This is a genomic window from Pedobacter hiemivivus (assembly GCF_005144565.1).
Classification (GTDB): Bacteria; Bacteroidota; Bacteroidia; order Sphingobacteriales; family Sphingobacteriaceae; genus Pedobacter; species Pedobacter hiemivivus.
Genome location: NZ_SWDX01000006.1, coordinates 300,760 through 321,841, shown reverse-complemented (window position 1 = coordinate 321,841; position 21,082 = coordinate 300,760). Strand labels below are relative to the sequence as shown.

Here is a 21,082-nt window from a genome sequence, read left to right as displayed (position 1 = left end):
AGTTTTAATACAACCGATCAATTATGTTCTTGTAATAACCTTGCCAAAGCTATTTTTCTTAATTATTAATTTTGAATGACCTAATAATCAGTGCTTTATTTGGGATGTGAGATTATGTGGAAGAAATGTTTTTATTGTTTAAGCAACGGGAAATATGTATAGTATTTACTACATTTTTAGCTTTTGGTATAAAATTTATAATTCATAGGTATCACCTTTTCTGGGAATATCCACTTGGTAGTCTTGTTCGAGTGCCGCCGATAAATTATGAAGACATTCGATATCACCATGAACTAAAAACACTCTTTTTAAGGTTTTTGGGTCTTGCTGTTTAACTGTATTTACAAGATCGTTATGATCTCCATGGCCACTCAAGAGGTCGGTTTGCTTTATGGTTGCGTATACCATAAGATCCCGGTTGCGTAATCGTATGATCGGATCACCTCTTAATAGTCTGTTTCCAAGCGTGCCTTTGGCGCAGTAGCCAATAAATAGTATGGTGCAGTAGTAATTTTGAATATTATAATATAAATGGTCTTGTATTCTACCACCTTCTAGCATTCCGGCCGAAGATATAATAATGCAGGGTTCGTGATAGTTACTTATGGATGTACTTTCTCGCTTATCGTGCACATAAGAAAGTTCTTTAAATTCAGATTGACCATGCTGACTTTTATAGAAGTCCTGAGCTTCTTTATTAAGGTAATGGGCGTATTGATGATGAATTTCAGTTGCTGAACTGGCCAGCGGGCTATCTATGAATACTTTTACAGGGGGGAGTAACTTTTTACTAAATATTTTATTTAGTGCATAGGCTAGTGCCTGTGTTCTACCTATACTAAATGCTGGGATGATTAACCTTCCTGGAAATTTAATACAAGATTCATTAATGGTCTCTATTAATTTTTGTTCAAGTGTGGTATCGTTATTATGGAATCTACCGCCGTAAGTTGATTCGGAGACAAGGTAATCTACTTGAGGAATTGGTTGTGGGTCTACAAGGAGGGGGTAGTTCTTTCTACCTATATCTCCAGTAAACGCAATTTTTTTTGTTAAGCCATTTTCATTTACGGTTAAAACTACAGCTGCGGCCCCTAACAAGTGTCCGATTGGTATAAAGGTTAGAGACAGTTGGTCATTTATACGGAATTCTTTATTAAAATCTATGGTGATAAAGCGTTCGGCTGTTTCTCGAACATGTTTTTGTAGGTATAATGGTTCTGGACCTGATCTGTACTTTCTAGATCTTGGCTGTTGGTTTTGTTTACTTAAGAAGATGTTTACAGAATCTAATAAAAGTAAATTAGTTAGATCTGCGGTTGGTGGAGTGCATAGGATTTGCCCATTGAAGCCCATTCTGACTAAGGTGGGAAGATTGCCTGAGTGATCAATATGGGCATGAGTTAATATCACTACATCTATGCTTGCCGGATCGAATGGAAAGTATAGATTTTCTCTTTGAAAGGTATCCTTCTCATAATCAAGTCCACAATCAATTAGTATGTTGTAGTTCTTTAATTGTACAAGATGCATACTTCCGGTTACCTGTTCGGCTGCGCCTAAGATTGTCAATTTCATAATTACGCTATCCTTAATCGGGGCAATTTATAATTTTAAATACGTATATAACTTGATGAGGTTAATTTTCTTTGCTGAGCCATCTCATCCAGTTGGATACAAGGTAATTGTAGTTTATTATTGGAGGTTGAATGCTTGAGACTAATTTCCAGGTTAACAACTCATTTTTAAAAGTAGGTAGGTGTAACTGGGCTTTTACGGCTGCGGTGGTGTAAAACTCTTGTTTGCTGGGATGATCGGGAGCGCAGGCATTTAATGTGTACCCAAAGGCGCTATTTTTAAGCAGACTTAAGCTTATGCCAATGCAATCATCTAAATGAATAAGATTAATAGGTGCCTGACCATTTGCTACTTCCTTTTTTCCTGCAAAAAATCTTGCTGGGTCTCTTTTTGGACCCACTAAGCCAGCAAACCTAAGAATGGTGGTGGTGAAGGCCGTTTGGTTTTTAAGCAGATTTTCGACATCAAGAATTGCTTTTCCAGATTCGGTTTCAGGCTTTGGTATATCCAATTCTGTTACTGTAGTATTTGTATCACCGTATACAGCTGTTGAACTGATGAAAATCAAGTTGGAGGTATTATTGAGCTTCGCTGCATTAATGATCCGCTCTATTTTGTATTTGTAATCTGCTTGTTCTCCGGTGCTTCTTTTAGGCGGTATGCAAACAAATAGTATATCAGTTTGGAAAAAAATTGGGTCGTAGTATTCTTCTCCTTTTTGGAAGTTAACTAAGAACGGTTGAATTTGGTGGTTGGCTAATACTTCAAGTTTTTCATTTGTTGTGCTTGAACCTTTAACCTGATAGCCTTGTGCAACTAATGCTTTTGCTAATTCTAAACCATACCAACCACAACCTAAGATGCTTATTGTTTTTGCAGCTAATGTTGCTGTTGAATTACTCATTTAATAGTATTTTAAATCAAAAAGGGGAAATGTTTTGGACATTCCCCCTTTTTAAATAATTTAGTTAGCTGTTATAGCACTGTTACGTTAGATGCTTCAGGACCTTTTTTGCCATCATTTAATTCAAATTCAACACTGTCTCCTTCATTCAATTCTCTGAATGAATCTCCTGCGATTGCAGAAAAGTGTACGAAGATATCTTTTCCTCCATTTTCTGGAGTTATAAATCCAAACCCTTTTGCAGAATTAAACCATTTAACTTTTCCTGTTGTACGCATATTATTTTGATATATATTTCGATGTGAAAATAATCAATTGAATTTTAATATCAAAATTATAGGTTTTCGCTGTTGGCGGGCTGTTAATGGGCGAAAAAAAAAGATCAGTTCATAGCTTTTTGAAGTATAAATAGCTTTTGGCATCATATTTCGTACAATACAACGTTAATCTAAATATAATTTAGTTATGAAAAAGATACTTTTAGTTATGATAACAGGAATATTGTTGTCAGCTTGCACAAATAATGCTAAGGAAGAGGCCCTTATTAAACAAAAGGCAATAGTGGCAATTAAAGATAGCTTAAGGCTGGACAGCTTTAACAAGGCTGAGGCTAAAGTTAAAGAAGAGGAGCAGCAAAAATTGGAGCAAGCTAAAGAAGAGAAAGCTGCTGCTTTGGCTGTAAAGCAAGATAGAGCCGTATCTGCAAGAAATGTAAGTACATCGAACAGTGGTGGAACGGCTGCACCAGCTAAAAAGAAAGGTTGGAGTCAGGCTGCTAAAGGTGCTGTTATTGGTGCAGGAGCAGGTGCTTTAGGTGGTGTTCTTATTGATAAGAAAGATGGTAGAGGGGCAATAATTGGTGGCGTAGTAGGAGCGGGCACGGGTTATTTAATTGGACGTGGCCAGGACCGGAAATCGGGAAGAGTGCAGCCCAAAAATTAATTAGTAATAAGGATCTCGTTTTATAAATGCGGGATCCTTATTATATGTATAGTTTACTTAACTATTAAGCTTATTGCTGTTTTTATCTCTTGTCGAGTTGAAACCAATAGGTTATTAATCTCGGTTTCATTGTAGATGCTGATCGATCCTATTTTCTTAGCGATAACCGCTAATGCTGTTAGGCCTGAAACGATAGCAGTATCGTACATTTTATGGCCTAACTCCTTGATTTTATTTAAATCTTTGTTGATTGTATGTTCTTTAAACTCCTTGGAGAAGTTCATCAGCTCGGTTCTTAGTAAGGAAAGAACTTTTGTTAATACGCCTGCATCATCTCCAACATATTCTTTTAACAGCTCAATATTAAAGTGATAATCGGTTTCTTCAGATGGCGATAAAGAGACGTCACTATGAGGATCTTCTTTTGGATTTTTCAGCCATTTTTTTAGGGAGAGCGCAATGGTATGTGCAACGACTGGTTTTGATATAAAATCATCCATGCCGGCTGCAAAGCATTTTTCTTTCTCTCCTTTCACATTCCCTGCAGTAAGCGCAATTATGGGAGTATGTGCTTTGTGTTTAACAGATCTTATCTTCTTTGTAGCTTCATAACCGTTCATTTCTGGCATTTGAATATCCATTAGAACAATATCAATCTTCGTTTTTTTATAATGTTCGAGCGCTTCAAGACCATTCTTAGCTTCGAATATGGTTGCATTTGGCGCAATTCTTCTTACTATAGTTTTTGCTAAAAGCATATTAACAGCGTTATCTTCTGCTATTAGGACTTGAATAGGGTCTTCCATTCTCTCTGACTCCTGGATTGATGCACTATGTTTTTCAGGTTTTTTAGAAATGACCTGAAAAAGAGAAGTGTACATATCTTTAAGTTTGATTGGCTTTAATAGGCGATGATTGACATTTAGATTTTCACAAGCTTTGATGATTTTTTCATCAGATGAACTATGTAATAAGATGATTGGTTGGTCTTTAACCGTATCTTTTAGGATTTCTCTTATCCTTTTTATGGTCTCTAGGCCATCGATATCAGGCATATGGTAATCCATCAATATGACATCAAACCGCTCCCCGTTCGTGATTAATTCTATCGCTTCTGTACCACTATTTGCTTCTACTGATTTAATTTGCTTCAGTGAAAGCATTTTATTGATGATTAGTCTGTTATTTTTGTTGTCATCAACAATGAGAACTTTTTTAATCGTGTCCAGATTCTGAATTTCAATGGATTCACCTGGTTCAGATTGTAGCCGTATTTCAAAGTAAAATGTACTTCCCTTGCCAGGAGTACTTTCTACCTGCAGCTTGCTATTCATGAGTCCCAATAGTTTGTTTGAAATGGTTAATCCTAATCCAGTGCCACCATACCTTTTTGTTGTTGACGCGTCTTCTTGTGAAAAGGCGTCAAATATTTTAAGTTTTTTATCTGGATTAATGCCGATACCTGTATCCCGTACAGCAAAGCGATAATTGATTTCTCTCAATCCGGGATCAGTGAGGGCTTCGACTTTTAATTCAATCTCTCCTTTTTCTGTGAATTTTACGGCGTTGCCGAGTAAGTTGATGAGGATTTGTTTCAGTCGGAGCTCATCAGCCCAGATGTATTTGGGTAAATCTGATGAAATGTTTAGTAGCATTTCCAGCCCCTTGCTTTGTACCTGGTATTTTATTACATCGGCAGACTCTTCTGCCATCTCGTAAAGATTGAATTTTGACCGGTTCATTTCTAACTTTCCGGCTTCAATTTTAGAGAAATCCAAAATATCATTAATGGTGTTCAGTAAGGCATTTCCTGACTGAGTAACTATGGATAAGTATTGTTGTTGGGTTTCATTTAGTTGAGTTTTAATCAATAGATCCGTGAAGCCTATAATTCCGTTTAAGGGGGTTCGGATTTCGTGGCTCATGTTTGCTAAAAACTCTGATTTGGCTTTGTTGGCTAGCTCAGCATCTTCTTTTGCAGAAATTAAGCTTGCTTCCATTTTTTTGATTTTTGTGATGTCTTGAACGGTGCCCCTTATTTTATAGCACCGACCTTCGTAATAATATGGAACACCTATTGATCTTATCCAAATATTGTTACCCTTAGCCGTTAATAACTCTAACTCGAGATCCCATTTGTTTCCTTGAAGTACTGCTGCGTTGAGTGCATTGAAACGGTTGTCCCTGCTTTCTCCAGCTTTGTAAAACAACAATTCATTATCAGGGTTCGGTTCAAAATCAGCTTCAACTTCAAATATATTCCTCGTAACATCTGACCAGACTAGTTTTTGCTCCGTTAAATCTAATTCCCAACTACCCAATTTTGCTATAGTATTGGATTCTTCGAGCTTTTTACTTTTGTCTTTTAATTCCTTTACTAAATTGTGCCTTTCAGTAATGTCAATAGAGTTACATATAATATAAGGCTTATTGGATACTGTACTTTCTATAACGCAGTTAAAAATCCAAATAATAGGATTGCCATTTTTGTGCTTGGTGGTCATTAGGCCCTCAGCCTTTCCTTTGATCTTAATTTCCTGCAGATAATCAGTGACTGAAGTATGATGTTCCTTTGGGGTCAAGTCGAATAAGGTCATACTTTGCATTTCTGTTTTTGTAAACCCTAAATGTTGCGCCCCGTTATTATTGATGAACAATAAATTGCCTGATAAGTCGTGGGTGAACATAAAACCTTGAGTATGCTCAATAAATGATTTTAATTTATTTTCGCTTATTAAGATTTTTTGTTGAACACTTTTTTCTTTGGTCACATCTCTTGCAATAGCCAGCACCTTATGTGAATCTGTTTCTGATGTGGCACTCCACTGCAAAGTTTTGTATTCGCCTTTTTTTGTTTTAAAACGATTTGTGAAATTTACAGCGTTTTTGCCGGTACTTAATTTCTTGAACTCGTCGCTGGTAGACTGTAAGTCATACGGATGAATGAAATTATAAAATGGGGTATTCAATAGGTCTTGTTCGGACCATCCTAAAGTAGTGCTAAATGCAGGGTTTATTCTCTTTAAGGTGCCTGTGGTATCAGCTTCACAAATTAAATCCTGCGACAATTTATAAAGCTTTAGAAAGTGGTTTAGTTCTTTTTTACTTTTTACTTCGGTTACTAATGAAATAATTTCGTGTGACAGCAGCTCTATTAATCTCTTTTGCTTAGTTGTGAGTTCATTTCTTGGCTTAGTATCGAATACGGATAGGGTACCTATATTTTCTCCATTGGTATCAATTAAAGGGATGCCTGCGTAATATGCGATCTTAATATATTGATGACTTGGAGTTGTCTTGAATTTTACATCCGTTGCTGCATTCAAGACTTCCAGTAGACCTAAACCTTTTATTGTTTGGTTGTAAAAATCGTTTTCGATAGCAATTTCTTCGGCCGTGAAAATCTTGTTAGATCTATACCATTGTTTATTTTTATCTATTAATGTGATAAAAGCAATGTGAGTATCACATACTGAGGATGTTAATTCTGTGATGCGTTCGAAATGGGCTTCGTAAGCGGTATCAAATGTTTGAGAATTATGCAGCACTTTTAATCGTTCTTTTTCATTTTCGGGAAGAGGAGTGTATTTCATATGAAAGGTTACCGATAAACCGTTTTAACAACAGAGTAAAAATAGTTATTTATACATAAAATATATAGGTAAAAGCTATAAAAAAAGAACTTGCCGTCCTGCGGTTGTGGGGTTTTTTGTTTTAATGCACTGATTGTCAGTTATTTGGTTTTATTTTGTTTGCGTTTTTGAAGGTGTTTTTGAAGATTTTTTTCGTCATAATAGGAATAGAGGTATTGTATAATAAGGAGATGGGGTGCAGATTTGTACTTATGTTGATGGATATAATCCCCGTATTGGGTATTTTTGGGGAATTCTGATTGAGCCGTGAATGCGCGAAAGATTATTATTGATCAAATTGAATTGTTGTCTTCTATTAATTAAGGGTAGATTAAGCTGTTTATTTGTTTAATTTTACTTGATAATTGATGAAATTAATATAGTGGCCTGATTTTTTCAATTGTCTTGGTGAAAAAGTAATAAAAATGAAAATCTCAACCCTATTGATTCTTCTCATTTTATCCTTTAGCAGTTGCAAAAAGGAATCATTAACAAACGACTTGTCAAATGTTGTCCTTAATAATAAGGGAATTCTGAGAGTTGAATGTAATGATTGTCAAATAAGCTACTCTGTTCAGAGTAAGGATTATAATGTTAACATAAAAAATGGCAGTGAAGACATTTCGTTTTTTTATGTGACAGATTTCAACTTGAAAACTCAGGTTAAATCGCTGGAAAATCAGGGTATAAGATTAATGATCATTGATTCCTTTGGTCGGGTTGTATCCAATGAACTTAATTCTTGCTTGCAGGGCGAGGTAAGGGAAGGGTCTTTCCGGATAAATGCAAAGTAGTTTTTGATTCATTTTGATCAGCAATACAGATTGTATTGTGTGCTTTATTGTGTCGAAATTTATTTGTACAATATTTATTAATTTTTCGAAATAATAACTAAATTCAATCATTAAATTTTTAATGAAAAGATTGAATTAATATATAATCGTCAATGGTTTGACGATGAGTTTGTTGTTGATTTAAAATCGGTGCTTGATTTAGTTTTTTTTTATAATGAATAGCATCATTTAGATGGATTGAAGTTAAATGATTTTTATTCTGCATAAAAGTCGTTTTAATAAAGAAGTAGTTGGAATTATTTGTTTAAGTTTGAATTAATTTCACTAAGCAGACAAATTAAATCGCTTAATACACATGGAGAGTAAGGACGGCAGTAAAAAAATAATATTAGTTGTTGACGATGAACCAAGCATACTTAAATTGTTGAATTTTATTTTATCCTCTGAATATACATTGATTATAAAAACAAGCGGTATAGAGGCTATTGCTTGGTTGGAGGAAGGAAATGACCCTGATTTAATCATCTCTGATTTGATGATGCCTTATTTTGATGGAAGTACATTGATTAAGAACCTTAAGATTAGTGGGTTTTATAGAAATACTCCGGTTATATTATTGTCCGGTGCTGATGATTTGGAAGAAAAAGTAAAAGAGATGTCTTTTAAAATAGACCGTTTTATGGAGAAGCCATTTAATCCTACAATTTTAAAATCTCACATAACAGAACTTCTCGCATGATGATAACCACTACTATTAATCGGCCTGAGATCAATGCAAAAATTGTGTATTTCGGTAAATTACTTAAAAGTGTAGTTTTCGAGGACTTTGATTCGAATTTTAATATCGAGCACCTAGAGGATCCAGATGATTTTAAAAGTTACCTTGATCGGCAGTCGTTATTGACTTTGCCTGATATTATTTTAATAGAGGTAGATGATAATAAGGATTGTTTTAGCCAAGTAAGCTATATTAAGAGTAATCCCCTTCTTCATGGATTAGTTATAGTTTTATTGGGGGTTAAAGAGGATAAGGAATGGAGAAGTAAGGCCTTGAAATTAAAGGTAAATGACTATTACACTTATCCATTTCCCATTGAAGATTTCTATGAAAGACTTAATTTTTTAATAAAATTTAAGCTGATTAAGCCTAAACTTTTGGAGCTTTCTAAGCAGATGGATGTTGAGTATCAAATCCCGATGACAAAAAGGGTTTTTGATGTAATTGCATCAGGTTGTGCTTTATTCTTTTTGAGTCCTTTGTTTGTTCTCGTTGCTATTTTGATTAGACTGGAATCGAAAGGCGATGTAATTTATAAAAGTAAAAGAGTGGGGGCTGGATATAGGATTTTCGATTTCTATAAATTCAGGTCGATGAGGTGTGATGCAGATCAAATGATTGCTTCAATAGCAGGGCTGAACCAGTATTCTAATGAGTCCAATAAAAAAAATGGAAAAGCTGCATTTGTTAAATTTAAAGATGATCCGAGGATAACCAAATTGGGGTCATTTTTAAGAAGAACTAGTATTGATGAACTTCCTCAGTTGATTAATGTGTTTATTGGCGATATGTCATTAGTGGGCAATAGACCACTTCCATTATATGAGGCTGAACAGTTAACTACTAATGAATGGTCGACTAGGTTTTTGGGTCCAGCTGGGTTGACCGGTTTGTGGCAGATCAGTAAAAGAGGGAAGAAGGATATGTCTGAAACTGAAAGAAAAGAGTTGGATAATTATTATGCAGCTAATTATTCGATATGGCTAGATCTTAAAATCATAATGAAAACAATACCTGCTTTAATACAGAAGGAGAGTGTATAAATAATCTAAAATATAAAATTAACCTACCAAAAAAATAGAATTCATGAAAAAGTTGTTAAATATTATTCTTGTATCACTGATGTTTTTAAGTGCGGATGTACTGGCCCAGGAATCCATCATCCCAGAGATTAATTATTCTGATTTAGAGAAGTACATATCTTTAGCTAAACAAAATTATCCTCGAAGGAAAATGTTTGAAGAGCGCGCTATTGGTGCAAAAACTCAGATTCCAATTGCTCAGTTATCTTATTTAGATGTTTTTAACGGGTCTTATTTTTATAGACCTAAAGATAGGACTGTTATAGATCCGCTTAATCCATATAATGTAAATGGTTTTCAATTTGGAATTAATGTGAATTTGGGGAACTTTCTTCAAAAACCATTTACGGTAAAAAAGGCGAAAGCTGATTATAAAATAGCAAGGTTAGAGCAAGAAGAATATGATACTCAGCTTGAGATGGAAGTTAAAAGAAGGTATTATGATTATATTCAGCAGCTTAGTCAACTTAAAATATATACCCAAAGTGCACAAGATAATAAGGGGGTTTCGGATGGTTTAAAAAATAGGTTTGAAAGAGGCGAAATTACTTTGGATGCATATAACCAATCAAGAGTTGCTCAGTCTGGGTCGAGCATCGCAAAAATACAATCCGAAGTTACCTTTTTGAAAGCTAAAGATTTATTAGAGGAGATTATAGGAAAGAAAATTTCAGACGTTAAATAGCTTTTATTAAAATAGTATTAGATGGATATTAAATCATTTCTAAAGTTAGTACGTAAATATTTATGGATCGTAATCTTAGTCCCAGTGATAGCGGTCACTATTACTTATTTTTTAGTTCAAAATTTACCTAAACAGTATAAGTCTGAAGCCCAAATCTCGACTGGGTTATTAGATCCATCAAAACGAGTGATTTCTGATCAAACTGTTGATTTTTTTAAAATTAGCCAGGAATTTAATAATATAATGGAGAAGTTCAAGATGAAAAAGGTCATGAATTTGCTTTCATATAATTTAATACTCCATGATCTTGAACTTCCAAAAAAGGCATTTAGAAAGTATAGTGAAAAAATTGATTCTCTAAGTCAGCAAAATAAGAATGAGGTCATAGCACAAATAAGGCAAAAGCTTTTAAACAAAGAGCTTTTAACTTTAGAAGATAATAAAGGAAAATATAAAATATTCGATATTATTGGCTCAATGGGGTATGGCGAAGAGACTCTAAAGAAAACCATAGAAATTACCCATTTAGACAACAGTGATTTTATCAATATTGAATATGTATCAGAGAATCCTGAATTGTCTGCATATGTTGTGAATACTCTGGCCTCAGAGTTTATAAATAACTACAGTGCTGATGTAAATAATAATCAAAATGTTTCAATTATTCTGTTAGACTCTTTATTGAAGAAGAAGGAGGCGACGATGAATGAAAAGAATAATGCATTATCTCAGTTTAAAAGAACTAAAGGCGTATTAAATTTAGGTGAACAATCAGCTACTGTATATTCTCAGATTACGGCGTATGAAGCCCAAAAGGTCGAAGCATTAAAACAAATTCAGTCGAGTATGGGAGCTATTGCTACTATCGAAAGTAAACTTAGAGGAAGTGATCCTTATGTTACTGGTAGTAGTGTTTCGGATAACACAGATATAGTAACTTTAAAGCGGCAATTGGAGACTGCAAATGCCAACTGGGTTGATGGTGGATTTAAATCGTCTGATCAAAAAAAGGTAGATTCTTTAAGCCGACTTATAAGCGCGAAGAGTATTAGGAATTCTAATGAGAATTTACTTGATCCACGGACTTCAAAGCAAGCGCTTGTTCAACAGAAGTTAAACCTTGAGATTGCAATGCAACAGGCTAAGAGCAGCTTAAAATCTTTGGATGCTGAACTTGCTGTTTTGAGAGGTCGATATAGTAGTATGGTTCCTTATGATGCTGATATTCAGAACTATGAACGTGAAGCTGATTTGGCAACAAAGGATTACATGGCAGCTCTTGATAGATATAACAACTCAAGAACAGAGCAAAAAATGGGCTTAAAGTTGCAGATTGAACAATATGGATTGCCAGGTTTGCCGGAACCTTCAAAAAAAGTGATTTATTTGGCGCTATCTGGATTAATAAGTTTCCTGTTGGTATTGGGTGCATTAGCTTTCATTTGTATGAATGACAAGTCAATTAATAGCTCATCCCAACTTTCATCAGCAACAAAATCAAGAGTTCTGGGTAATTTAAATTATTTAAGTGGTTCGGATAGAAATGTGAGGAATATCTGGAATGACAATGATAAAAATAAGGATTTTAGTCTGTATAGGAATATGCTAAGGTCTTTGAGGTTTGAAATCAGTAATGAGATGATTAAAGACGCTAGCAATATATTGGGCGTTACAAGCATAGCTTCTAAGGCTGGTAAAACCTATATAGCCTATAATTTGGCCTATGCTTTTGCTATGATCGGTAAAAAGGTCTTGTTAATTGGAGAAGAGCCTGTAACAACAAGTAATGAAGGTATTAAGAGTATTTCTACTAGCCAGAATTTTGAAGCTTTTATTGTCAAGAAAGAAATCGTAACAGAGGATTTAATTACGATCTTGAACAAAAATGCTACTAATAATTCGATACTTGAATTACAAAATGAAAGAAGTTTGAAGGTAGGTTTTGACGTTCTAAAAGGTCAGTTTGATATCATCATAATTGATGTAAATAGTTTAAGAGATACCAATATAGCTAAAGAATGGCTTTCATTTACTGAAAAGAGTATTGCTGTTTTTGAAGCCGGGAATTCAATCGGCGATCAAGACAAAGAATACATTGAGTACTTAAAAAGTAATCCAGGATTTATGGGCTGGGTGCTAAATAAAATCAAATTAACAGAAGCTAAAGCCAATCAAGTGCCTGCTTAACTTAATCGTAACTGTTATAGATAGCATAAATTTTTTCCATGAATCCAAAGAAAATAGTATTTACTTTATTGATTTATTGCTTTGTCTATTGGTTAATAGCCAGAGAGTTGAATTTGAATTTTCCAGCTGGGACTTTAATTGAAGGTTTTTTGTTAATAGCCTTCCTTACTGCTGCGTTTATGTCTACTTCGAACGAGTGGAAGAACATTAATACAGATTTATTCTATTTGTTATTATTTTGGTTTATAATTAGTGTTTTAGAAGTTGTAAATCCAGCAGGAGCTAGTGTGATTGGCTGGTTAAAGGAAATACGAAGTGCAGCATTATATCCTCTTTTAATTACTACTATTGCTTTAGTTATTTTTAATAAAGTCAAAGATTTAAATACTTTTATTGCTATTGTTTTGATTTTTTCAACTTTAGCAGCTTTAGATGGATTTAAGCAAAAACATATAGGTTTATCAAAAGGTGACTTGAGTTTTTTAGCAGGTGGTGGGGAAGCAACTCATATACTATGGGGAAGGTTAAGGGTGTTTTCATTCTATTCTGAAGCAGCTCAATTTGGTGCTTCCCAAGCACACATTGGTCTTATGGCATTGATATTAGCTCTAGGTCCGGTTAAAAGGAAAATGAAGATCATCTTATTTGTAGCTGCAGGATTTATGCTTTATGGTATGCTATTGTCTGGTACCAGGGGGGCTTTATTTGCCTTAGTGCCTGGTGCATTTGTAGCTATTGTTTTAAGTAAAAAGTTTAAGGTACTGATTTTGGGAGGTATTCTGGCGATTGGTTTTATTTGTTTTTTGAAATTTACAACTATAGGTAATGGGAATTACGATATATACAGATTACGCACAGCTTTGAATCCAGAGGATCCCTCACTAAATGTTAGACTTGCGAGTCAAAGAGTTTTAACTGAATACATGAGTACTAGGCCGTTTGGTGGGGGACTTGGGGTATTAGGGACTAACAGTATTTATAACCAGGATAAATTTTTATCAAAAATTCAGCCTGATAGCTTCTGGGTAAAGGTTTGGGCCATGTATGGTATAGTGGGGTTTACAATATGGATTGGAATAATGATGTATATTCTAGGGAAATGTTGCGGAATAACCTGGCGAATAGAGGATGAAGGTCTTAAGATTAAGGCGATTGCTTTGACCTCCGGATTTGCAGGAATACTTATCTGTAGTTATGGTAATGAAGTAATTAATACAATGCCTACTTCTATTATTGTATATATGTCATGGGCCTTCATATATAAAATGCCTAAATTTGATGAAGAGATTAGAAATACAAAGCTTTTAGAACCTATAGTTTAAACCTATGCCTTACGAAATATTCGCACTTCCTGCCATATTATGTTTTATATATGGTTTTGCTAGGGGACTAAGTTACCTTCAGAAGGAAGAATAGTCATGAAATACTAATTTAACTTGTTAATGTCTATTATTTCAAAAATAAAATCTAATCCGAAGCTTAAGAAATTGGCTTTAACCATGCTTATCCCTAAAAATGAGAGTAGACCTCGATTATGGGTAAGGTGGTTTTTGAACCCGTTTAAGCATAAAAGAGGTACGAAATCTGTAATCAGGAGCCGAACCCGATTGGATGTATTTCCTTTTAACCAGTTTGTATTGGGAAATGAGTCTGTCATTGAAGATTTTGCTACGATCAATAATGGGGTTGGAGATGTTATTATCGGGCATAAGACATTTATTGGACTTGGGGACGTGATTATTGGGCCGGTTCGTATTGGCAATCATGTGATGCTTGCACAGAATATTGTTGTTTCGGGATTAAATCATGGTTATGAGGATGTTGAGGTACCGCCATCCCTTCAAAAAGTATCTTGTAAGGAAATAGTAATTTCTGATAATGTATGGATAGGGGCTAATAGTGTCATAACCGCGGGCGTAACATTAGGCAAACATTGCGTTATAGGCGCTGGAAGTGTAGTTACGAAAGACGTACCAGCGTATACTGTGGCTGTAGGAAATCCGGCAAGGTTAATAAAGAAATATAACCCGGAATCTGGGCTTTGGGAAAAGATAGGTTCTTCATAAAATCAAAAATGACTAATAAAGTTGAATATTTTGATGACGTCACATTGATGATCACGCATTATAATCGTAGCAAATCTTTAGAGCAATTACTTTCTAAAATCAAGGAAGCGAATTGTTCGTTTAAAGATATTGTAGTGTCAGATGATTGTAGTAAGCCGGAGCATTTGGATTACATCAAGGACTTAAATAAGGATTATAATTTCAGACTTATTACTAGTGAAAAGAATGGAGGTTTAGGGAATAATTTAAATAAAGGCCAAGATGCAGTTAGGACTCCCTTTATACTTTACATTCAAGAAGATTTTATACCATTGGATTGCTTTAGCGAACATTTAAGAAATGGCGTTTCTTTGTTAAAGGAGAATGAGGATTTTGATATGGTGAGATTCTACGCTTATAACAAATATCCTTATCTCAAAGCTAATAAATATGGATTTTCGGAGATGATTTTCAAATGGTGGTATCCAGGGTTGGATAAATTTGCATATTATAGCGATCATCCTCATTTAAAGAGAAACAATTTCTCTCAAAAGTTCGGGCGATATCTTGAAGGAACTTCTGGTGATAAGACGGAATTTTCAATGATGATGTCATTTTTGAAGAAGAAGGGAAAGGCATTTTTTTATGAGGACCATAAATCGGTATTAGAACAAGTAAATTCTAGCGATGAGCCAAGTACGATGACCAGGGATATGTGGAGAAACAGTAATAATTTCTTTGTCACTATTTTAAGAACTGTTTATCGTTATTGTAATTATTATTCTGCTTTATTTTTAAGAAAATTTTAATGCTTTATGGGGATGAGTGGAATTATTGAAGGAAGGGATATTATAATTGTTGGACAACAGCCTTGGGATACAGAAATAGGTAGCAATTGCAAAAATATAGCGCTCGAATTAAGTAAGTATAATCGGGTTTTGTACATTAACTCACCCCTAGATAGAATTACCCTGTTTAGAAATAAAAAGGATCTGAAAATACAAAAAAGATTGGATGTTATTAAAGGCCGATCGAATGGGCTTGTTAAAGTAAAAGACCAGCTTTGGAATTATTATCCTGACTGTATGGTTGAGTCTATAAATTGGATTAACAGTACATTTATCTTTAGTTATTTAAATAAATTCAATAATAAAAAATTAGCCCGGTCAATCGGGAAAGCCATTGCGTCACTTAATTTTAATGACATTATTCTTTTTAATGATAATGAGATTTTCAAAGGGTTTTACTTGAATGATCTATTAAAACCTGCTATTAGTATTTACTATTCAAGAGACTATATGGTTGCAGTAGATTATTGGAAGAAGCATGGTGAGAAATTGGAACCTCAGTTGATTGCAAACAATGATTTGTGTTTCGCAAACTCAACTTATCTTGCTGATTATTGTAAAAAATATAATCCTAAATCTTATTACGTTGGTCAAGGATGTGATATAGATGATTTTCAAAATCCAGATAATTTAAAGCGACCAGATGATTTAGTTGAAATAAAGGATAAAATTATTGGGTACGTTGGGTCTTTGAATAGTTTGCGTCTGGATATTGAAGTTATAGAGCACATAGCAATAAAGTTTCCTGATTATCATGTTGTCTTAGTGGGGCCTGAAGATGACACCTTTAAAGCAAGTAATTTACATAATTTAGGGAATGTTTATTTTTTTGGGCAGAAGGGAGTGAATGAGCTTCCCGGCTACGTAAATGCTTTTGATGTTTGTATCAACCCTCAAGTTATTAATGAAGTAACTATTGGTAATTATCCCAGGAAGATTGACGAATATCTCTCATTAGGTAAACCAACAGTTGCTACTCAAACCAAAACGATGGAGGTTTTTAAAGAACATGTTTACCTTGCAAATAACAAAACTGATTATATTGATTTGATAAAAATGGCGATAAAGGAGAATAATGAATCTTTAGCAAAGGCTAGGATCGATTTTGTATCAGGTCACACTTGGGGAAATAGCGTTAAATTAATGAGTGAGCAAATTTTAATTTTTTTAAATAGTAATAAATGAGCTTTCTTCAAATATCTTGGATAATCGTTCAGATTTTAATTGGATATCATTTGGTTCTCCCTTTTATATTGTATCTAATTTATAAAATTAAAGGGAAATCAAAAAGATTTAGCGAGAGGGGCTTTCAAGGATCAAGGGAAAATGACTATGCAATTATTGTAACGGCATATGAGCAAACTACATTATTACCTGCAGTTGTAGATTCAATTTTGAAATTAAATTATGCTAATTATTTAATTTACATAGTAGCTGATAAGTGTGATATTTCCAATCTTCATTTTGAAAATGAAAAAGTAATCTTGTTAAAACCCGAAACCGTTTTGGCCAGTAATACTCGCTCTCATTTTTTTGCAATAGCTAATTTTAAACGTAAACATGATGTATTGACAATTATCGACAGTGATAATATTGTAGATCCAAACTATTTAAAAGAAATTAATGTTTTTTTTGATTTAGGGTTTGAAGCTGTACAAGGAACAAGGGCTGCCAAAAATTTAAATTCTACATATGCGTGCCTAGATGCAGCCAGGGATATATATTATCATTTTTATGATGGCGAAATTTTGTTTGAACTGGGTTCATCTGCTACTTTGGCTGGTTCGGGTATGGCTTTTAAAGTTGATTTATACAAAGAGTGTCTAGGAGAACTTGATATAAGTGGGGCGGGGTTTGATAAGGTTTTGCAAGCGCAAATTCTTAAGAAAGATAAGCGCATTGCATTTGCTAAAGAAGCAATTGTCTATGATGAAAAGACTGTGCAATCAGAACAATTAATCAATCAGCGCTCTAGATGGATTAATACTTGGTTTAAGTATTTTGGTTATGGTTTTGATATAATCTATAAGGCACTGAAAAATTTTAGTGTAAATCAGTTTTTGTTCGGACTAATTTTACTAAGACCACCATTGTTTATGTTTATTCTTTCGGCCGTACTTTTTGGGTTTGCTAATTTATTCATTAGCCAGGAATACTCAATAGTTTGGCTGATCGCATTGGTGGTTTTTGTGATTAGTTTTTACATTTCTTTAAAGAACTATCCAACTGATAAAAGGATATATCGCTCATTGATTAATATTCCAAAATTTATTTATTTCCAGTTGGTGTCGCTTATGTATGCCAGAAGTGCAAACAATAGGTCTGTTGCCACAAAACATAATGGAAACAGCGGAGTCTAATTAAGATAATACATTTTATAGACCTATATACTTTTTTATACGTCCGAACGTAGCTTTTTTAATTCCACCATCAATTAGGATTTTTCTATCGGTTGTCCACACAATACTTCTTTTTTTCGTAACCCAATGCAGTTTTCCGTATCCTTTTTCTCTCAATTTGATAGCCAGCCAGCCGTCTTCATTGGTTCCAGCTGGGTGATTAAATCCATCTACGCTTAAGCATTGCTCCCTTCTGCAAGCTGAATTAAAACCGTACACATTTAATGCTTCTTCCTTAAAAGAACGATTTACAACTCGATTAGTATCTGCTAAATACTCAAAAAGAAAATATAAAAATCTTGAAGTTTTTTCTAGTGGGATGAATGAAAAACGACCATATGTAAGCGCTATTTTATTATCCTGCATTAAAGGATTAACCATATCATCAATCCAGGAAGAAGGGTAGATTGTATCTGCGTCTGCATTTATTAAATATTTTCCAGTTGCAACCGCTAATCCTGAGTTTCTCGCAATTGTAATTCCCTGTCTGACCTCATGCACATAAATAACTCCAGTGGCTTTAATTAACTCCTCAGTTCTATCTTTCGAATTGTTATTTACAACTATGACTTCAACACTATATTTTGTATTGGTATTCGATAGTGAGTATAGCGTTTTTAGAATATTATCTTCCTCGTTGTATGCAGGGATTACAATCGAAATATCTGGGGTTTCTTTGAATAATTTTTTAAAATTCTCAACAATAATGGGGATCTTGTATTTCAATGAATCAGAGTTTTTGTTGTATTCTAAAACGCTTGCTGGAATGGAAATGGGCCTCATTAATATAATAGTTAGAAGTATTTTTAATAAATATAAATCAAATACTTCTATAATTAGGTATTAAAAATAAATACGTTTAAAACCTAATTTTTTAGGTGGTTAATAATTATATTTACTCCTTAATACCGAAATTTTAGTGAACAGAAGAACTTCCATAAAAAGTATATTAGGATTAAGTTTTATTGGTGCATCATCTTTTTCTGTTTATAAATGGATAAACTGCCATCATACTATAGATCCTGATTCTTTTTTGTCTCGCAAAGAATTAATAGCTGAATTAGCTGAAACTATTATTCCATCAACTGATACACCGGGTGCCAAAGAAGCCAAAGTTGAAAATTATATCATTAACATTTTGTTAAATTGTACTGCAAGTGTGGAGCAAAATTTATTTTTAAATGGCTTAACTGAGCTCGAAAGTTATACTGAAAGACAATTTCAAAGGACTTTTTTTAATTGCAGTGTAAATGATAGAAATAAAATTTTAGAGTACTTTGAGCAAAGGGGAGTATATAAATATACTTTGTTTAATAAAGTAAGTAATAGACTTTTGGGTAAATCTTTTTTTTCTCAACTTAAAAGTTTAACTATAGATGGCTATTGCTTATCGCAGTTGGGAGCTACGCGTGGTTTGGCCTATGATTATATACCTGGGAACTATGCAGCCTGTATCTCTTTAATACCTAATCAAAAATCATGGGCAACAAAATAAATTATGCATATCTCGGATAAAAGTAGTGAGAAAAATACTTATGATGCAATTGTTATAGGGTCTGGCATAAGCGGAGGCTGGGCCGCAATGGAGCTATGTAAAAAGGGATTAAAAACTTTACTTCTTGAAAGGGGGCGTGATGTTGAGCATATAAAGGATTATCCAACCGCAAACCTTAATCCATGGGATTTTAAGAATGGGTTTAATAATACCATTAAAGATAAACAGATTGATCCTGTACAGAGTAATGTTTACAATCCTGAGAATAAACATTTTTATGTCAGCGATAAGGAGCACCCATATATTCAAGATAAACCTTTTAATTGGTTTAGAGGATATCAGGTTGGTGGTAGATCGCTAACATGGGGAAGACAATGCTATCGTTGGAGTGATTTAGATTTTGAAGCAAATAAGAATGACGGTATTGGTGTAGATTGGCCAATTCGGTATAAAGATTTAGAATACTGGTATGATTATGTTGAATCATTTATTGGAGTAAGTGGGAAAAGCGAAAAACTAGCTCAATTACCAGATGGTGTTTTTTTGCCACCTATGGAGTTAAATTGTGTTGAGAAACATTTGGCGGATTCATTACGAAAAGACAAGGAGGGGCATGTATTAACGATTGCAAGGGTGGCAAATCTGACGAGAGGATGGGACAATCGAGGTCCTTGTCAAAATCGTAATTTGTGTACCCGAGGTTGTCCTTTCGGTGGGTATTTTAGTAGTAATAGCTCCACGATTCCTGCTGCACGAGCAACCGGGAATTTAACTTTAAGACCTTTCTCTGTCGCTGCTGAAATTCTATACGATGATTTGCAAAAGAAAGCCGTTGGTGTTAAAGTAATAGACGCTAATTCTAATGAAATTTTGGAATATTATGCAAAAATAATTTTTGTTAATGCGTCTACAATAGCAAGTACTGCTCTACTTTTAAATTCAAAATCCGAACGATTTCCAAATGGATTGGGCAATGACAGCGGGCAGCTAGGACATAATTTAATGGATCACCATTCGTCAGCCGGAGCTTATGGTACGTTCGAAGGGTATAAGGATCAGTATTATAAAGGGAGAAGACCTTGTGGTTTTTTAATTCCAAGATTTCGTAATTTAAAAAATGACAAAGGTTTAGATTTTAAAAGAGGATATAATATACAAGGAGATGGTGAAAGAGAAGGATGGGAGGATATACAGGGGGAGAGTGGATTTGGAAAAGATTTTAAAGAAAAGTTAACTGCCCCCGGAAAGTGGACCATCTGGATGGCTGGATGGGGTGAGTGCTTACCGTATTATGAGAATAAAATATCTTTGGACGAATACGAAAAGGATAAATGGGGTTTACCATTAATTAGGATCAACTTTTCATTTAAGGAGAATGAATACAAAATGATGAAAGATATTGAAGAGACATCTGCTAAAATGTTGAGAAATGCTGGTTTTGTTGATGTTGGTTCTTTTAATTATCACAAGCCAGGGGGGACGACTATTCACGAAATGGGTACGGCGCGTATGGGGAGAGATCCCAATACATCTGTGTTAAATGGCTTTAATCAAGTGCATGCTGTGAAAAACGTATTTCTAACTGATGGAAGTTGCATGACGTCTTCGGCGTGTCAAAACCCATCGTTAACTTACATGGCCTTAACAGCGAGAGCTTGTAATTATGCTGTAGATCAATTGAATAAAGGAGAGTTGTAGACTAGAAAACCATCT

At 34.3% G+C, this 21,082-nt stretch carries 17 protein-coding genes; 12 read left to right on the top strand and 5 right to left on the bottom strand.

The genetic code is table 11. The features are described 5' to 3' along the window. Positions 1-195: 195 nt before the first annotated feature. From FBD94_RS17285 to FBD94_RS17275, 3 genes are all read right to left on the bottom strand, one after another. Positions 196-1,578, bottom strand: coding sequence for an MBL fold metallo-hydrolase (locus FBD94_RS17285; protein WP_136881128.1), 1,383 nt, complete (start codon positions 1,576-1,578; stop codon positions 196-198). A 61-nt stretch (positions 1,579-1,639) separates the two neighbouring features. Next, positions 1,640-2,482: an NAD(P)H-binding protein gene (locus FBD94_RS17280; protein ID WP_136881127.1), complete on the bottom strand. Its 843-nt coding sequence runs from the start codon at positions 2,480-2,482 to the stop codon at positions 1,640-1,642. 71 nt (positions 2,483-2,553) lie between these two features. Continuing rightward, complete coding sequence (locus FBD94_RS17275; protein ID WP_131608707.1) at positions 2,554-2,760, bottom strand: cold-shock protein; 207 nt, start codon at positions 2,758-2,760, stop codon at positions 2,554-2,556. A 187-nt stretch (positions 2,761-2,947) separates the two neighbouring features. Between FBD94_RS17275 and FBD94_RS17270 the strand changes: the two genes are divergently transcribed. Continuing rightward, on the top strand, positions 2,948-3,424 hold the full coding sequence (locus tag FBD94_RS17270; RefSeq protein WP_131608706.1) for a YMGG-like glycine zipper-containing protein: 477 nt from the start codon (positions 2,948-2,950) through the stop codon (positions 3,422-3,424). A 53-nt stretch (positions 3,425-3,477) separates the two neighbouring features. Here FBD94_RS17270 and FBD94_RS17265 read toward each other — a convergent pair whose 3' ends face one another. Beyond that, on the bottom strand, positions 3,478-7,017 hold the full coding sequence (locus FBD94_RS17265; protein WP_136881126.1) for a PAS domain-containing hybrid sensor histidine kinase/response regulator: 3,540 nt from the start codon (positions 7,015-7,017) through the stop codon (positions 3,478-3,480). Positions 7,018-8,205: 1,188 nt separating this feature from the next. Between FBD94_RS17265 and FBD94_RS17255 the strand changes: the two genes are divergently transcribed. The 9 genes from FBD94_RS17255 (at position 8,206) to FBD94_RS17215 (ending at position 17,835) form a co-directional block, all read left to right on the top strand. Further along, entirely contained in the window at positions 8,206-8,589 is a 384-nt protein-coding gene (locus FBD94_RS17255) for a response regulator (protein WP_131608703.1), read from the top strand. After that, positions 8,586-9,671 carry a sugar transferase gene (locus tag FBD94_RS17250; protein ID WP_131608702.1) on the top strand — a complete coding sequence of 362 codons (1,086 nt, stop codon included), beginning with the start codon at positions 8,586-8,588 and terminating at the stop codon, positions 9,669-9,671. The genes FBD94_RS17255 and FBD94_RS17250 overlap by 4 nt, the downstream gene beginning before the upstream one ends. A gap of 43 nt (positions 9,672-9,714) precedes the next feature. Next, positions 9,715-10,395, top strand: a complete 681-nt coding sequence (locus tag FBD94_RS17245; protein ID WP_131608701.1) for a TolC family protein — start codon at positions 9,715-9,717, stop codon at positions 10,393-10,395. Between the two features lie 21 nt (positions 10,396-10,416). Beyond that, entirely contained in the window at positions 10,417-12,582 is a 2,166-nt protein-coding gene (locus tag FBD94_RS17240; protein WP_136881125.1) for an exopolysaccharide transport family protein, read from the top strand. A 38-nt stretch (positions 12,583-12,620) separates the two neighbouring features. Beyond that, positions 12,621-13,904 carry an O-antigen ligase family protein gene (locus tag FBD94_RS17235; protein ID WP_131608699.1) on the top strand — a complete coding sequence of 428 codons (1,284 nt, stop codon included), beginning with the start codon at positions 12,621-12,623 and terminating at the stop codon, positions 13,902-13,904. A gap of 120 nt (positions 13,905-14,024) precedes the next feature. Then, positions 14,025-14,648, top strand: coding sequence for an acyltransferase (locus tag FBD94_RS17230; protein ID WP_131608698.1), 624 nt, complete (start codon positions 14,025-14,027; stop codon positions 14,646-14,648). A gap of 8 nt (positions 14,649-14,656) precedes the next feature. Beyond that, positions 14,657-15,436 carry a glycosyltransferase family 2 protein gene (locus FBD94_RS17225; RefSeq protein ID WP_136881124.1) on the top strand — a complete coding sequence of 260 codons (780 nt, stop codon included), beginning with the start codon at positions 14,657-14,659 and terminating at the stop codon, positions 15,434-15,436. 12 nt (positions 15,437-15,448) lie between these two features. Then, positions 15,449-16,660, top strand: coding sequence for a glycosyltransferase (locus tag FBD94_RS17220; RefSeq protein WP_136881123.1), 1,212 nt, complete (start codon positions 15,449-15,451; stop codon positions 16,658-16,660). Then, positions 16,657-17,835, top strand: coding sequence for a glycosyltransferase (locus FBD94_RS17215; protein ID WP_136881122.1), 1,179 nt, complete (start codon positions 16,657-16,659; stop codon positions 17,833-17,835). The genes FBD94_RS17220 and FBD94_RS17215 overlap by 4 nt, the downstream gene beginning before the upstream one ends. A gap of 15 nt (positions 17,836-17,850) precedes the next feature. Here the strand turns inward: FBD94_RS17215 and FBD94_RS17210 are convergent, their stop codons facing one another. After that, complete coding sequence (locus FBD94_RS17210) at positions 17,851-18,657, bottom strand: glycosyltransferase family 2 protein (RefSeq protein WP_131608694.1); 807 nt, start codon at positions 18,655-18,657, stop codon at positions 17,851-17,853. Between the two features lie 136 nt (positions 18,658-18,793). Here FBD94_RS17210 and FBD94_RS17205 point away from each other — a divergent pair, with 136 nt between their 5' ends. Together FBD94_RS17205 and FBD94_RS17200 are read left to right on the top strand one after the other, a co-directional pair. Then, entirely contained in the window at positions 18,794-19,369 is a 576-nt protein-coding gene (locus tag FBD94_RS17205) for a gluconate 2-dehydrogenase subunit 3 family protein (protein WP_169472340.1), read from the top strand. A 3-nt stretch (positions 19,370-19,372) separates the two neighbouring features. Beyond that, the gene (locus FBD94_RS17200) at positions 19,373-21,067 is read left to right on the top strand and encodes a GMC oxidoreductase (RefSeq protein ID WP_131608692.1); all 1,695 of its coding nucleotides are present in this window, start codon (positions 19,373-19,375) and stop codon (positions 21,065-21,067) included. Positions 21,068-21,082 lie beyond the last annotated feature (15 nt).

Bases quoted from the DNA above. Each gene is read 5' to 3' on its own strand.
- FBD94_RS17215 (WP_136881122.1), top strand. From the start codon at position 16,657: ATGAGCTTTCTTCAAATATCTTGGATAATCGTTCAGATTTTAATTGGA.
- FBD94_RS17255 (WP_131608703.1), top strand. From the start codon at position 8,206: ATGGAGAGTAAGGACGGCAGTAAAAAAATAATATTAGTTGTTGACGAT.
- FBD94_RS17220 (WP_136881123.1), top strand. From the start codon at position 15,449: ATGAGTGGAATTATTGAAGGAAGGGATATTATAATTGTTGGACAACAG.
- FBD94_RS17245 (WP_131608701.1), top strand. From the start codon at position 9,715: ATGAAAAAGTTGTTAAATATTATTCTTGTATCACTGATGTTTTTAAGT.
- FBD94_RS17270 (WP_131608706.1), top strand. From the start codon at position 2,948: ATGAAAAAGATACTTTTAGTTATGATAACAGGAATATTGTTGTCAGCT.
- FBD94_RS17275 (WP_131608707.1), bottom strand. From the start codon at position 2,760: ATGCGTACAACAGGAAAAGTTAAATGGTTTAATTCTGCAAAAGGGTTT.
- FBD94_RS17225 (WP_136881124.1), top strand. From the start codon at position 14,657: ATGACTAATAAAGTTGAATATTTTGATGACGTCACATTGATGATCACG.
- FBD94_RS17210 (WP_131608694.1), bottom strand. From the start codon at position 18,657: ATGAGGCCCATTTCCATTCCAGCAAGCGTTTTAGAATACAACAAAAAC.
- FBD94_RS17285 (WP_136881128.1), bottom strand. From the start codon at position 1,578: ATGAAATTGACAATCTTAGGCGCAGCCGAACAGGTAACCGGAAGTATG.
- FBD94_RS17235 (WP_131608699.1), top strand. From the start codon at position 12,621: ATGAATCCAAAGAAAATAGTATTTACTTTATTGATTTATTGCTTTGTC.
- FBD94_RS17240 (WP_136881125.1), top strand. From the start codon at position 10,417: ATGGATATTAAATCATTTCTAAAGTTAGTACGTAAATATTTATGGATC.
- FBD94_RS17280 (WP_136881127.1), bottom strand. From the start codon at position 2,482: ATGAGTAATTCAACAGCAACATTAGCTGCAAAAACAATAAGCATCTTA.
- FBD94_RS17230 (WP_131608698.1), top strand. From the start codon at position 14,025: ATGTCTATTATTTCAAAAATAAAATCTAATCCGAAGCTTAAGAAATTG.
- FBD94_RS17250 (WP_131608702.1), top strand. From the start codon at position 8,586: ATGATGATAACCACTACTATTAATCGGCCTGAGATCAATGCAAAAATT.
- FBD94_RS17265 (WP_136881126.1), bottom strand. From the start codon at position 7,017: ATGAAATACACTCCTCTTCCCGAAAATGAAAAAGAACGATTAAAAGTG.
- FBD94_RS17200 (WP_131608692.1), top strand. From the start codon at position 19,373: ATGCATATCTCGGATAAAAGTAGTGAGAAAAATACTTATGATGCAATT.